Source organism: Pseudomonas sp. NY5710 (assembly GCF_013305665.1).
Classification (GTDB): domain Bacteria; phylum Pseudomonadota; class Gammaproteobacteria; order Pseudomonadales; family Pseudomonadaceae; genus Aquipseudomonas; species Aquipseudomonas juntendi.
Map to the genome: position 1 here is coordinate 3,903,487 of NZ_CP045554.1, position 13,774 is coordinate 3,917,260.

The 13,774-nt window shown below is 57.2% G+C and carries 18 protein-coding genes; all 18 read left to right on the forward strand.

What is annotated here, in order from left to right; genetic code table 11:
- The first annotated feature begins 1 nt into the window (after position 1).
- The 18 genes from pilO2 (at position 2) to GEV39_RS18015 (ending at position 13,747) form a co-directional block, all read left to right on the forward strand.
- The gene (pilO2, locus tag GEV39_RS17935; RefSeq protein WP_031324269.1) at positions 2-1,330 is read left to right on the forward strand and encodes a type 4b pilus protein PilO2; all 1,329 of its coding nucleotides are present in this window, start codon (positions 2-4) and stop codon (positions 1,328-1,330) included.
- The gene (gene pilP / locus GEV39_RS17940; RefSeq protein WP_023660714.1) at positions 1,320-1,877 is read left to right on the forward strand and encodes a type IV pilus biogenesis protein PilP; all 558 of its coding nucleotides are present in this window, start codon (positions 1,320-1,322) and stop codon (positions 1,875-1,877) included. The genes pilO2 and pilP overlap by 11 nt, the downstream gene beginning before the upstream one ends.
- A gap of 11 nt (positions 1,878-1,888) precedes the next feature.
- Positions 1,889-3,442 (forward strand): GspE/PulE family protein, encoded by a 1,554-nt coding sequence (locus GEV39_RS17945; RefSeq protein WP_023660715.1) that lies wholly within the window; start codon positions 1,889-1,891, stop codon positions 3,440-3,442.
- Positions 3,435-4,601, forward strand: coding sequence for a type II secretion system F family protein (locus tag GEV39_RS17950; RefSeq protein WP_023660716.1), 1,167 nt, complete (start codon positions 3,435-3,437; stop codon positions 4,599-4,601). The genes GEV39_RS17945 and GEV39_RS17950 overlap by 8 nt, the downstream gene beginning before the upstream one ends.
- Before the next feature lie 23 nt (positions 4,602-4,624).
- Positions 4,625-5,140: a type 4 pilus major pilin gene (locus tag GEV39_RS17955; RefSeq protein ID WP_023660717.1), complete on the forward strand. Its 516-nt coding sequence runs from the start codon at positions 4,625-4,627 to the stop codon at positions 5,138-5,140.
- Positions 5,141-5,151: 11 nt separating this feature from the next.
- Positions 5,152-6,093, forward strand: coding sequence for an ATPase, T2SS/T4P/T4SS family (locus GEV39_RS17960; protein WP_023660718.1), 942 nt, complete (start codon positions 5,152-5,154; stop codon positions 6,091-6,093).
- Positions 6,083-7,369, forward strand: a complete 1,287-nt coding sequence (gene pilV, locus GEV39_RS17965) for a shufflon system plasmid conjugative transfer pilus tip adhesin PilV (RefSeq protein WP_055985445.1) — start codon at positions 6,083-6,085, stop codon at positions 7,367-7,369. Before GEV39_RS17960 ends, pilV begins: the two co-directional genes overlap by 11 nt.
- Before the next feature lie 128 nt (positions 7,370-7,497).
- The gene (locus tag GEV39_RS17970) at positions 7,498-8,151 is read left to right on the forward strand and encodes a glycosyltransferase family protein (RefSeq protein WP_023660720.1); all 654 of its coding nucleotides are present in this window, start codon (positions 7,498-7,500) and stop codon (positions 8,149-8,151) included.
- A gap of 98 nt (positions 8,152-8,249) precedes the next feature.
- The gene (gene pilM / locus GEV39_RS17975; RefSeq protein WP_023660721.1) at positions 8,250-8,690 is read left to right on the forward strand and encodes a type IV pilus biogenesis protein PilM; all 441 of its coding nucleotides are present in this window, start codon (positions 8,250-8,252) and stop codon (positions 8,688-8,690) included.
- Positions 8,691-9,584: 894 nt separating this feature from the next.
- A complete protein-coding gene (locus GEV39_RS17980; protein WP_051564724.1) occupies positions 9,585-9,935 on the forward strand; it encodes a hypothetical protein in 351 nt (116 codons plus the stop codon).
- 249 nt (positions 9,936-10,184) lie between these two features.
- Positions 10,185-10,310, forward strand: coding sequence for a hypothetical protein (locus tag GEV39_RS26370; RefSeq protein ID WP_023629570.1), 126 nt, complete (start codon positions 10,185-10,187; stop codon positions 10,308-10,310).
- A gap of 324 nt (positions 10,311-10,634) precedes the next feature.
- Entirely contained in the window at positions 10,635-11,207 is a 573-nt protein-coding gene (locus GEV39_RS17985; RefSeq protein ID WP_028700176.1) for an STY4534 family ICE replication protein, read from the forward strand.
- A 53-nt stretch (positions 11,208-11,260) separates the two neighbouring features.
- On the forward strand, positions 11,261-11,419 hold the full coding sequence (locus GEV39_RS17990; RefSeq protein ID WP_023629568.1) for a hypothetical protein: 159 nt from the start codon (positions 11,261-11,263) through the stop codon (positions 11,417-11,419).
- Between the two features lie 75 nt (positions 11,420-11,494).
- Positions 11,495-11,920, forward strand: coding sequence for a hypothetical protein (locus GEV39_RS17995; RefSeq protein ID WP_028700175.1), 426 nt, complete (start codon positions 11,495-11,497; stop codon positions 11,918-11,920).
- Positions 11,921-11,985: 65 nt separating this feature from the next.
- The gene (locus tag GEV39_RS18000; protein WP_028700174.1) at positions 11,986-12,198 is read left to right on the forward strand and encodes a hypothetical protein; all 213 of its coding nucleotides are present in this window, start codon (positions 11,986-11,988) and stop codon (positions 12,196-12,198) included.
- Positions 12,199-12,286: 88 nt separating this feature from the next.
- Positions 12,287-12,637 (forward strand): hypothetical protein, encoded by a 351-nt coding sequence (locus GEV39_RS18005; RefSeq protein ID WP_028700173.1) that lies wholly within the window; start codon positions 12,287-12,289, stop codon positions 12,635-12,637.
- A 310-nt stretch (positions 12,638-12,947) separates the two neighbouring features.
- Positions 12,948-13,268 carry a hypothetical protein gene (locus GEV39_RS18010; protein ID WP_043287754.1) on the forward strand — a complete coding sequence of 107 codons (321 nt, stop codon included), beginning with the start codon at positions 12,948-12,950 and terminating at the stop codon, positions 13,266-13,268.
- A 68-nt stretch (positions 13,269-13,336) separates the two neighbouring features.
- Positions 13,337-13,747 (forward strand): DUF5983 family protein, encoded by a 411-nt coding sequence (locus GEV39_RS18015; RefSeq protein ID WP_023660731.1) that lies wholly within the window; start codon positions 13,337-13,339, stop codon positions 13,745-13,747.
- Positions 13,748-13,774 lie beyond the last annotated feature (27 nt).

Here is a 13,774-nt window from a genome sequence, read left to right on the forward strand (position 1 = left end):
AATGAGCACTGAAACTCAGTCGCCACGCATCTCTCGGGTGCAGATTCTGCACCACCGAGGCCGAGCGTTCGTCACCGGATTGCGATGGCACCCGCTGGGCAGCGTGACTGGCCACATGAAGGAAGCTCGCCAGTTCGGTAAGGAGAACAAGCTCGATATCGTCACGATTCGACGTAACCCGCGAATTATCCAGGCCGGCTTCGTTGCTCGTACCGATGGTGTGACCAAAGGGATGTACTCCCTGGCCTCGACCCTGGCAGGCCAGCTCGGTGAGTCCTGGATCGCCGCGTGGCGAGTGAGCCCGGACGAGGATCGATACGCGCTTGTCGCTGTTTACAAGGGCGGCATCATCCCTGGCTGTGACGTCATTGGCTCGGAAGTCGAAATCCGCCGGCGAGTGGCGCAACAGCGCAGCCGCGGGATTGAGTTTGAAGAGTGGTATTTGCCCACCGAATTCGACATGGGGGGCAAACCACTCGATGTCGATGAGCTGCTCCAGCCGTCGAAGCTCAAGCGCGAGTATCGACTACGCCCATTGGTGTTCGGGCTATCCAGAGCAGAGCTGTCCCAGCTAGCAATCGCAGGCATCGTTGTTACAGCAGGGCTGATCGGTTGGTCGCAGTGGAGCGCCTACCAGGACCAGGTTGAGCTGGAGAAACGCTTGGCGGCCGAGCAGAAGCGGCTCGAAGAACTCGCCAGGCTGGAGCGGGAGAGTGGCAGCACTCAGCCTGCACAAGCCTTGGAGCACCCTTGGGCAAAACGTCCCTCAGTCGGAGACTTTGTGGACGGTTGCAGCAAGGTCATTTACTGGCTGCCCCCCAGCATCGATGGCTGGCTTTATGCCGACGCTGTGTGCGACGGCTCCCAGGTTCTGACCACCTACAACCGCACAGGCAACAGCACGGCAGCTGACCTCATATCCGCCACGAACGGCGTCTTTTCGGGTCCCCCTGCATTCTTCAACCAGGGTAATTCCGCGACGCTGCCTTACGCGATATCTCTGCCTGCAGCAGGTGACGAGCCACTGCTGAACGTAGCCGAAGCAACTGCCAATTTGACGTCGTCGCTTCATCGTTTTTCTCAAGAACCGACGCTCACTGAAGTGCCTGTTGCTGTTCCCCAAGAGCCCGCCCTGCCAGGACAACCCGCTCCTCCACCGCCTCCGCCCCCTGAGTGGAGGCAGTTTGAATTGAAGTACAGCACGGGTGTGCTACCGCACGACTCGCTCACGGACGCACCCGTCCAGGGGCTGAGGCTGCGCGAAATCAAGGCTGAGTATCAGGCCAACCATTTGATGTGGACTGTGACAGGTGATCTGTATGCGAAATAACGCCGTGGGCCTCTTGATCGTCGCGGCGTTCGCTACGAATGCCTTTGCGACCCCTTCGGAATTGTCTGGCATCAGCATTGGCGAACTGGGGAAGGTACAGAGCGAGACGATTCTGTTGAAGGCCAAGGCCGAACGAGCCAAGGCCGAGCGAGAAATGAAGGGCGAACCCACGCCATCGGTCCAACCGGTAAGCACTGGGATGAGTAATCCCTTCCCTGCGCCTCAGCCTATGCAGTACCTGCCCTCTGAAAGCAAAGCAGCCGCCAAGTCAGACCTCCCAGTGGTCAAGGCCGTCACGGGTTCAGCTCGCAGGATGCAGGCGACCCTGCTCTACAGCAGCGGTATCGAGGTTGATGCCCTGATTGGCCGCGAGCTGCCTGGTGGCTACCGCGTTGCTCAGATCACCCTGGACGGCGTAACGCTCGAGCGTAAGGGCAAGCGATTCCCGTTGGGGTTTTCTGACCAGGCCCCATCGGTAGCCATCCAGCCCCCTGCGCTCACCCAGCCAGCCAACGCCTTGCCCGGCATGTTCCAAACCAAGCCCTGAGGTAGCGCCCAGTGACCGTCCTTACAGCTCCAAACCCTGCCGATAGTCTGTCGGCAGATGCCGGCACAGCAGCTCTGTTCTCCCCTGCCTGTACCGTCTTGACGGCCCCAGGGGGCAGATTCGAGGTAAAGCCCGAGTTGCGTCTTTACTGCGCGCTAACCGAAGACGGCACACTTCATGTGTCGACCCAGCACCAGACTGATCCTTGGGTGATGGCTTTCATGGATCAGCTCGACCACGCAGGGTTCGACTACACGATCTCGACGTGCTCGATGACAGACATCAAGGCGCTTTACCAAACCTCCGCCCAGGCCGGCGTGGGTCTCGCGCAAGTCGATACCGACCGTCAGGCCCATGCCCTGCAGATACTGGGTGATGCCCATCGACGCGGGGCCAGTGACGTACACATCGTTGTTGGCCACGACATTTCCAAGATCTTCTACCGCCTACATGGACTGCTCTGGGAGGCACGCCAGGAGTCAAGCCTGGTCGGTCTGGAGCTGTGTTCAGCGCTCTACAACAGCATGTGTGACGTCACCAAAGATCACTACCAACCGCAGATCGCGCAAGACGCGCGCGTTGGTCGGGAATTCGTGCAACAGCTTGGGTTGTTCGGTGCCAGGGTAGCTACGCGCCCTCTCGTGGACGGTCCGCTGATGGTCATGCGGCTTCTTTACGACGATCAAAAAAAGATGACGCTCGAACACTTGGGCTTCTTGCCGGCGCAAATCGAACAGTTCGCGCGCCTTCGGAGTCTGCCGTATGGGGTGAACTTGATCACCGGTCCGACTGGCTCCGGAAAGTCAAAATCGCTGCAGGTGAACCTGAACTTACTCCACGACGAGACGCAGGGTACGAAGCACCTTCTGACTCTCGAGGATCCACCCGAGTATCCGCTAAAAGCCAATCAATCCCCATTGAGTAGCGGTGAGACTTGGAATCACGGCATCAAAAACTCAGTCCGCCTGGATCCTGACATTTTGATGTACGGAGAACTGCGGGACGTTGAGTCGGCCCAGGCCGCTTACAGCGGAGGGATGACAGGTCACCAGGTTTGGTCGACGTTGCACACGAATAACGCTGTCGCTTCCCTTCAGCGCCTGATCGACATGGGGGTACCCAAGTACCTGGTGACGGATCCTGCCCTCACCACCGGCATCATCAACCAGTCCCTGCTTCCAGTTCTCTGCCCTTCATGTCGCGTTCCATTGTCTAGGAACCTCGGGACGATCACTCCCGGCCTACTTTCTCGCCTTGAAAAACTGAGGATCGTCGACCAGGTCAATCTGCGCGGCGAAGGCTGCTCATGCTGTAGAAATCTCGGTGTCGTCGATCGAACCGTAGTAGGTGAGGTGTTGCTCACCGACATGCAGTTCATGGGTGTCTTCTCAGAGAGAGGTGCCAGCGCTGCGCGTAGGCATTGGGTTAAGGAGATGGGGGGCATTACCAAGATCGCTCATGCCATTACAAAGATCGAAATGGGAAGTATCGATCCTCGGCACGCAGAGACCATTATTGGTCCGCTCGATTTTGACCGCCAGTTAGTCGAGCTCTCCCATGTTTGATGCGCTCCAAGACTTCCGAGCTGGTTTGAAAGAGGCGTCCCGAGGTTGGGTCGAGACCTTCTATGCCAAGCAATTCGGGAAGAAGGAGCGCGTCCAATTCTACGAGAGCCTCATGGGCGTGCTCGAGGACGGGATCCCGATCGAGGTTGCTCTGGAGACGGTTGAAAAAGCCTTCAGCAACAACGGCAAGGAGCTGCATCCGGTATCGATAATCTGCGGCGAGATCGCAATGACAGTACGTGGGGGGAAGTCCCTGGCGCACTCCTGCAGGGCTCACGTTCCTTACGATGAAGCGTCACTGATCGAGACGGGAGAAGAAACCGGGAACCTGGTGCAGGCGTTTCGTGATTGCGTGCGGATCATCGAGATCCGCCAGCGCATTGGCCGGCTGGTCCGATCAGTAGTTGCGCTTCCATCGCTGACCTGGAGCCTGATGTGGGCGCTCTTGTATGTGATCGCCCTATGGATGGTCCCTTCAATGACAAGGCGATCGGACCCAGAATCCTGGACAGGTATTCCGGCGCTGCTTTACCACCTGTCCAACCTCGTCACCCATTACGGTTTGGCAATACTGATCGGCCTGCTGGCGGTGATCGCCATTGCTGTAACCACGCTACCCGTATTTTGCGGGCTCAAGATCAAACCTGACAGCCCGACCTGGCAGGTACAGGTGAGCAGGGTTCTGCAAGTCGCGCGCCTTCGCGTTGAGTCGTTCCCACCTTGGTCTCTGTACAAGGTTCTGCACGGCTCAATTTTCCTGTTGAACATGTCGGTGATGTTGCGCACCGGCATCAACCAGCTGGATGCCTTAGCCATCCTCAACAGGAGCGCTCCACCTTGGCTCAGCGAAAGGCTCGACGCGATTCACTACGGCGTGAGCTCAGGCAAAAACTTCGGCGAAGCGCTGAAGCTCGCCGGACACCAATTTCCCGATGCGATGGCCATCCACTATCTGGAGGTCCTGGCGACCCGCAAGGGATTCGCGGAGTCCATGGAGCGCTTTGCCAATCGCTGGCTAGAGCAAACCCTTCTTCGCGTTGATGCGACTTCCAAATTCCTGATCGCCATGTCCTCGGTGTGCATGGGCGTCCTGATGATCCTCGTGGTCATCGGGATCTTCCAGATGGCCGGAAGCGTAATGGACTCAACCAGCTTTTAAACAGTAACCAAGGAGTAACAAGCATGGTAACTCGTGCAAAACGTACACAAGCCGGCTTCCTGTCGATTGACGGTGTTTTCTGGCTGATGCTGATCGCGGTTGCGATCGGTTTCATCGTCTGGATGAGCTGGAGAATGATCGGCAACTCCGATGTCGCGATCGAACAGAGCAACATCAGCACCCTGATCGCAAACACCAAAAAGCTTAAAGGCTCCACTGGCTACGGGACGTCCGGGCAGAGCCTGGTAACGTCCCTGATCAACATCGAAGGCACCGGCTCGATGGGGATTTCCGGCACCACCCTGGTGAACCAGTGGAATGGTGCCGTGACGGTCGTCAGCAACGGTATGACCTTCACTATCTCCGAAGCCAACGTTCCGAAAAGCGCCTGTATCACTTTGGCAACCAAGGTGGCCAAAGACAAGCAGACCACTACCGCAATCAATGGCGGCACGGCGACCACGGGTGAAGTACTAGCGACTGCAGCAACCACCAGCTGCTCGAACAACGCCAACACCATGACCTGGACCACCTACTGAAGGAGCTTGGTGTGAGCGCCATCTCCGAAGCAAACTTCGTCGACCTCTACCTCGGCGACGGTTTCGCGGACGTGAAGGGGCTGCCTGGGCAGCCCACTCGTGTTCCTGCCCCTCAGGAATGGGGAGTCGAAATTGATCAACTGCGCGAGCGCTGCCAAGAGCACTTCAACAAAACGCAGGAACCTGAGTTCTCGCTGATTTTCGATGGTGCCGTTTACCGGGTTACCCAGCTCCAGGATCTCCACGCACAATCGCTCTTCGTACTGAGCAGGTCGGTGGTTCGGATTCTCCCGCTGGACGATCTCGGGCTGCCTGATGAACTCCATCGGAGCCTGTTCGACCCTGGCATACGAGGGTTGATATTCATCTGCGGTGAGATGGGCTCCGGCAAGACCTCAAGTGCGGCCTCGATGGTTGCGGCAAGGCTTGAGGAGCTTGGGGGAATGGGACTGACCGTCGAGGATCCACCCGAACCTCTGCTGCATGGCGAGCATGGACTTGGGCGCTGTATCCAGATCCCAGTCTCCCGTCGCCAGGGTGGATATGAGGAGGCGTTGATCCGGGCGCTGAGAACGCGCGCGGAGATCCTGATGGTGGGCGAAGTACGCGACACACCGACAGCCGCCCAAGTAGTCCAGGCCTCGATCAATGGTCATTTCATCATCTGCACCGGGCATGCCGGCAGCGCCACCAAAGGCATTGAGCGCTTGGCTTCGCTGGCACAGCCACTGATCCCGAATGCGAAAGACCTGCTGGCTCAAGGACTCATTGCCGTCATCCACCAGGTCCTGATCCCTGACGCATCTGGCTTCAAGCGGCTGAAACTTCAATGCCTGTCTCTGGTTGGAACCGACGCACCTGGTATCCGCGAAAAGATCCGTGCCGGCCAACTGCAGATGCTCGAGCAAGACATCGCCAACCAGTCCTCTAGGAGCCTCTGGAATGATCAATAAACGCAACCAGGCGGGGATGCTCGGCGTGGACGCCGTCATGGCATTGCTCGTGCTCTCTGTGCTCATCACCCTGGGCTCGGTGTGGATCATCAAGCAGATGGACGCCCAGGACTTCAGGATCGCTGCAGACAAGCAGAAGGCGGTCGCTGACGCGGTCAGCAAGTACCTCAAAGACAACTTCAGTACTGTGCTGGCGAGCGCCACCGCTACGAATCCGGTACAGATCACAGTACCGATGCTTCGCAACACGAACTTCCTGCCGGCCGGGTTCACGGACACCAATGGGTTTGGCCAGACGATCGTCGGGCTGGCTCGCAAGCCGAATGCCAACCAGTTGGAAGCTGTCGTCCTCACCACCGGTGGCCAGGCCATATCGGAGCTGGGCATTCGAACAATTGCAGAAAACCTCGGCGGCCCGGGCGGCTTCATTTCTTCGAGCAACACCAATGTGATTCAGGGCGTACGCGGTGGCTGGCAAGTGACCCTGAGCAACTACGCCATCAACCCCGGCGCCGGCCATACCGCAAGCGCACTGTTCCTGATGGATGGCCAACTCGCCAACGACTACCTGTATCGCAACGCGGTGCCGGGCCACCCCGAGCTGAACAGCATGAACACCGACCTCAGCATCGGGGGGCACAATATCAACAACGCAGCAGCCATCACTGCGTCTGGCAATGTGACAACCAGTGCGGACCTCAATGCTCGGAACGTGACGGCGACAAATACGGTGACTGCAGCAACCGCCAACATCACAGGGGAGACCTATACGGGCGGCTGGTTCAGATCGCGCGGTGATACTGGCTGGTACAACGAAAAATGGGGCGGCGGCATCTACCAGTCGGATCCGGACTGGGTGCGCATCTACAACAACAAAGGCCTCGCTACGGGTGGTGCCGTCGTCGCCGGTCAGGTCCAGTCCTACGGCAGCATCAGCGCGTCTGGGCGACTTACGACGGGGGAGTATCTCTCGATCGGTGGCCAGGCTGCTGAGGGTGCTGCCTGCAGCGACAACAGCCTGATCGCCAAAAACGCTGCCGGCCAAACCCTTTCCTGCCAATCAGGGGTATGGCGCTCCGCATCCAGTACAGCCCCCAAGTGCGCGGCTTACACCATCCCCGGGTACGCCGCGAACGACGTGACCACATACGCCTGCCCCGCGGGCTACACCAAGATCGGGTGGGACACCTACGGCCAGGGTTGGCGCTCGAGCACGACGCCCGGAATCATCATCGGCTCCAACGATTACTCGACCATTTTCTGCTGCCAGTTCTGACCCAGCGCCGCCGTGCCGGCGGCTCCAACTGCTCGATAAGCAATGATGGCTTTGTGACACACCCTCTAGCGGGTATCATGGCTTACCGCCTTACCGAGCTTCCAAGCAGCACTTACAAGGATTGAGAAGTGAGCAGTATCCATTTTGATGTAGATGCAGTGTATTGCATCTCTTTAGACACTCGCGAAGATCGCCGCCAGCTCTTCAGAGAAAGCATCGGCGAAGTAATCGATAACCCTGTCAACTTCCACATCGTTCAAAAACATCACGATCCCAAACAAGGTTGTTACGAGTCTCATCAGCAGCTGGCTCGCCTTGCCCTGGATCAGGGACTTGAGCGCATTCTTGTGTTTGAAGATGATGTGAAGCCTTATGAACTCAAAGCCTCACGCATTCAATGGATCAACCGGTTCATGCGTCGGCACCGATTCGAGGCGCTACACCTGGGCTACTCCATGGGCCGAACATGGCTGACGTGGTTTCCATTTATCGCTCGTGGACGCGTCGTAGCGCTGCATGCCTACGTGCTTTCGCGAGAAGGCTGCCAGATCCTGGCAAACACCCAATATGACGGCACACCTGTCGACGTCGTTTTCAAAAACACTATCCGCCAGCACTGCGTTTTCCCGATGATGTTCCGGCAGCACGCTGCCTGCGTAACTGGGAGCGACCTGGAGCAAGTGGTTAAAAATGAAGATGATTGGTGGGAGCGCAACTGGCGCAAGCATTGGCGGTCGCCGCTCAAGAACATGTGGAAAACGTTGCTGCGTTGGAATTTCTAACACGCTCATGATGCGGCTGGGGCGATCTCAGGAACTATTGGTCTTGACAAAGCCCCACAGGGCTGAACTTCACCCTCTGCACTCCAGGAGGCCAGGCAATGTCTTTCAACTGGATCGTCATAACCATACTTCTGATTGCCGTGGGGATAGTTTCCCTGCAGGAGGAACAGTCTCTCCAGCTCTCGGACTACGCCACGGTTGATTCGGTCAGCCGTAACTTCCTCGTTTACCGATCAGCTGCAGCGCAGTATGCCGCTGCGAACCCATCCTACACTGGCACGCCTGCAGATGCCGCCTTGTCGCTTCCCTCCTGGTTTTCCAAACCATCGGGCTTGGCCGCCTATGTGACGGCGGGACAGAGCTACACCTACTTCACCGGTGCCGTACCAGCGGGGCTACCTGCTGCCCTAGTGGAAAGAACCCAATCGATGTCCGTTGGGGTCAAGCGTTCCGGACTGCTGTACTCGCCAGTTGCTGGCGTGACGAACGTCACTATTCCTCCGCTTGTACCCGAAGGCGCGGTCGTAGCGCTCAACTAAAGAATTCAGGCTGCAAGGGCGTATCGGCTTGCATCTGTACGGTGCCGACAACATAATGCCATCAGCAATGGTTCAACCCCGCTGGCTACTGACGGTCATCAGTAGCGCCCAGGTGTTGTGGTTCGCCCCAATACCAAACCGTAAGCACGCTATAGCTCCGGGAAGGGCGTGCGGATCTGGTTGTGATTCTCCCTTTGCCTCCCTGCTCTCTCTAGTCGCGCAGCCGTCTAACTCGTGATGATCGAGTCCAAAGGCATACAGAGTCTCAAGAGATTCGGTGCTTCTTAGCTCCAAGGGCCACACCGGTGATGTGGCCCCACTCTTTTCTTTCCCTTTGGGTAGCCTGATGGACTTCAAGCGAGGTCCATCAGGCTACCCAATGGGTATTTCTCCCCCTGCCGGTGGCCCGCCGGCGATAAGCCGGGCTCCTTTTGTGCGCGGATGCGTGCCTCACGTTTGCTGGCCAAAGCCACGAGAATGGCCAGGTGATGAGAATCGAGACGATCAATGCCCAGGGATCGACGATTCCGACACAGGTGGCTCCTTCAACTTTTTTTTTCAAACACGGCTGGGTCACCTTTCAAGGGCTGATCCAGCCGGACTTCTCCCTCCATCTCTCCCCCCTTTCCCCCCTCCGCTTGACACAACCCTTCCCCGCTCCGATTATTAAGCCGTGATCTGCTGACGTCGTCAGCAACATGCCCCATGCAGCTCGGATCCGTAATGCTGCAGCACGAAGTCTGTGTGATCCACCAGCCCAAGGTCGTTTAGCTTCTGGTAGCACGACCGGTCGACCTCCGTCGATAGAAGCTCCTTCCGCAAACCCAGCGGGGAATACATTTCCCCGTGAGGGACAGTGTTTTCTCCGCATTTTTTAACCGCAGGAGAAACACCATGACCGCAATGTCCGCACCCTCCATCGGCTTCCGTTTTGGCTACGCGCTCGGCACCCTCACCCGTGAGTTCCTGCGCGCCATGAAACGTCCAGCCCCAGTAGTCCCAGCACATGTTCGGCCTGTTGTACAACTCGCGAACATAGCACCCACCCGCAGCGACTGGGATGAGCTTTGCCGCATTCCAACCCTCGCACGCCGCGGTGTTGATCTGAACCAGTGGTTCGAAAACAACACCAAAGCGGTACCACCGACCAAGCGCCGCACCCGTCAGCGCAAGCCGAGCAAATCCAAAGCATCAGAGCTGCGTATGGGCCCGCTGAACGACCTCATAGCTCCAGTTGCGATCTAACTCCCTCCAACCTCACCCAGTGCCAGGCACCCCACCTGGCAAGGTGAGGGCCTGGCGATCAAAGGAACGCCATGGTTTCAAAAAAACGTGCCGCTGTGGCAGACGACCTTCGCAAGATCGGAACGACGGCCGTTGCCGCCGCCCTCGTAGGTATCTTCCTCAGCACTAGCCGTCTCCTGACCGCTTTCGCCCTCGTGGTAGGTGTTGTAATCTGGATCACAGGCATTTACCTCACCCCGGAGGAATGACATGAGCCAAACCACATTCGGCATCCTCATGTTCACCGCCCTGCTCGTCATCTGCGTCGGCATGGCAGTTTGGGCCGATTGGCCTAATATCAAACGCCGGTGCCAGAAGATTCTTCGAGCACATTGATCATCGATTTTCCCTACATAACCCTCCACCTGGAGGGTTTTTTTCTTTCAGGGCTTGACAATGTGTTTCTCCGTTTCCATCCTTGTGACCGTGAGCTGCTGACGTCGTCAGTAACCCAAGCCCGAGCAGTCATGATCTGAAAGACTGCTACACCCACTGCGGTGTTGATCTCCCCAAAATCGCCAAGCTTCCGGAAGCGCGATTGATCAATCGAGAGATTGATGGAAGCCCACCCAACTTGCTACATCCCAACCCACGCGGGGAATACTTTCCCCCATGGGCGAAGTGTTTCTCCGCTTTCGCTATTGAAACTGGAGAATCACCATGAGCAACCAATCCAACGAAGCCAAATTCTTCGACCTGCACACCACTGGCATCGGCTACCTCAACCGTATCCGTGAAGTCAGCCCCCGCAAGGGCAAGCCCTTCACCTGTGTCACCGTTGCAGCTTTGCACGGCGCGACTGATAAAGCCGAGTATTCCTACATCGACTGCAACGTTGTCGGTGCTGAGGCAGAATCGCTGGTTAAACGCTGCCAGCAGGCCGTTGAAGCCAAAAAGAAGGTGCTCGTCTCCTTCCGAATCGGCGACATCTGGGCTGACGCTTTCACCTATGATAAAGGCGACAAGAAGGGTCAGGCCGGCGCAAGCCTCAAAGGCCGTCTGCTCTTCATCGGCTGGATCAAAGTTGACGGCAAGCTGGTTTACGAAGCGAAGCCGAAAAATGCCACCCCGCCCACTGACAATCAGGGACAACCTGGTGTTGATCAAACGTTGAATCAGGAACAACCTGAGCAACCCGTGAATCAGGGACAGCCAGTCGCCGACCAATTCGGTGAGCAACTCGACCATGACCTCGGTACTGATCTTCCCAAGGAAGCCAACCAGGCTGCATAACCCCTATCAAGGCGCTGATTTCAGCGCCTTCATATTCTGCCAAGGAGGCAGTCATGAAAATCCTGTTCGCGTTGAACCTTCTAATCCTGGTCGCCGCTGTAATCCTCGGCGACATTGTTTTCGGTGCCTGCGCTTTCATTGGGCTGAGCGGTTTCGCGATCAACGTGCTCAACCGCAAAGCCAGCACAGTCCCGACTGCGCTGCCCCACTGATCACTAACCTGATTCCTACCCAATAGGGGACGACGATCCCCTTCGGGAGGCGTTTTCCTCACAAAGGACTTCGCCATGCCCTACTGCATCACTGTCGCTGGAGATATTCAGCAGTGCTTCCCTGACTTCGCTACCGCGCGCTCAGATATTCTGGAGCTGCGTAACCAGGGTCAGAAACCTAGGCTGTACTACTCGACCTCATTCGCGCATCTGGGCTGTGAGATCGATGATAACGGGGTGCGAATCCCAGACTACACAAACATGCAGTGGTGCGATTACGCCAAGCTGCTTCCTCACTTCGCCTCATCTTGGTCAATCACGGATGATGAACTGTCAAATGACAGATATCGTCTTGTTGATGTCTATGCGCAGCTCAGCGGCCGTGAATACCATCTAGCTGACATGGCCTATGCCCGAGGCGAGATAACTCCCAAGGATCTTCGGGTTAATACACGCCTTATCAGGGTCATACAGGGTCTTATGGATCCGAATGATCTGTAGCATTTCACTTAACCGTATCGGGAACATCACCCGATCTGGCTGATGATCCTCAATGGAGAGACATCATGCCTCTGCTGAACTTCGAGCGAAATTTCGAACTCCTCTACGTACCAGTTAATTATCCCGACCTGGAAGGGTCAGTTCATTTCTCATCAGTCCTGTCAGCGTTTTTGTGGCTGGATGAGAATAAGCCTCGGGTATTGAACTGGGAGTTACGTGATGTACTCACCGACGGCATCGCTTTTTGTATCGATGCGACGTATGCCATCGAGCTGTAACAACCAGACATCCTTCGGCTGCGCTCTTATAAACCTTATCGGGTACATCACCCGAGCGGGTTGGTGACCCCCTCATCGGAGAATCACCATGTCTCAAGCCACCCAAGTCTTCAATGGCGTCATGTTCATCACCAATCCCTTCGAGAAACGAGTTGCCGGGGCCTTCATCCGCGTAGACGTGCTTGAGCGGCGGTTCGCGGACTCAATCAAAGCTAGCTCGAACCTCGCCCTGGATCGCTGTGGCCAACACTTCGAACTGTACGAGATGAGCCTGCTCACTACGCTGCGCGATCAGTATGCAGCTCTCACCTTTCCTCACGACCAGTTGTTCAAACGTGAGGCAGAACGGCAAGGCTTCCAGCTCGATGATGAGCACTACCGCGCTGTACAGGAAGCTAGTTCCAACCTCTGGGAAGATATCTACGAAGACATGATCTGACCCACCCTGTATCACCAGTCCTCCACCCCGAAGGGTATCCCTTAGGGGGGGACTTTCAAAGCAGGCACCTGGCAACTGTGAGGCCTCAGCCTACAGTCCGGGAAACGAATTCCGTATTGGTTCACTGTCGTTGACAGTGCCTCCCGGAGCCAGGGTTTAAGGCTCCAGCGCGTTGCGCCAACCCACCCAAGATCGCCTAGCACTCGGCAGCGCGATCACATCACTCAGTGATGGAGTGCCTTCTACTTTACCTACCCGCGGGGATCTCATCCCTCGCGGACTGAGGCCTCGCTCATTCTGGAGACCTCTGATGTCCATACCATCCGCCTCGTCCGAGGCATACCTCACCCTTCCGGTTGTCCTGGACAACGCTGCGTGGATGCGTGCGGTCTATCTCGAAAACCCTGACCGGGTAGCCGAAATGAGCCAACGCCTCGCTACCGTCGTACAAACGGCGTGGCAAGAACTCAAGCAGCAACCTCTGGCCAAGGCTTTTACCTTCGGCGTGTATACAAAGCGCCATACTGGCCGCCAACGTGACTGGGTTGCCCTCGCTTTGCGAGTCGTCACCCCCGAGAACGAGCCTGCCTACATCCAGATCCAGCTGCAGCCCACTGCAGACCCCGCCTGACACAGCCAGTTAATCACCCAGAGGGGTCACCCTCTGGGGTGGCTTCCTCTCAACCAGGAGCACGCCACATGGCACAATCACCCAACCCCTTCAACATCGCTACCGGCGATCACCCTGTACCTCATCCCTGCTGCAGCCAAGCGTTCGAGATCGCATCTGCACACTTGCCCGAGGAGGACTGGGAGGAGCTGCAGGCACTCGTTGAAACTGCTGATACAGCTCTGCTTCAGTTCGAGTGCTTCACCCTGCCCGACAGTGACGCCATCGGCTTCAAACTTCTCAGTACGCCCTGGACCGACCAACATCTGGGACAGTACTGGGGGTACGAACTGTCGACACTTCAAGCTCTGCAAGCCACCGAGGGCTTCAGTGAGGAGACCATCCGAGTACTCACTCTTGCCGCTCAGGCTGAAGTGAGGTTCCTGGTCATCGACCCCAACAGCAACGTTCTCGACGGTCTGCCGCTGTTCGACTGCTGACCACCTTCCACCCTCGCGGGGAACGCC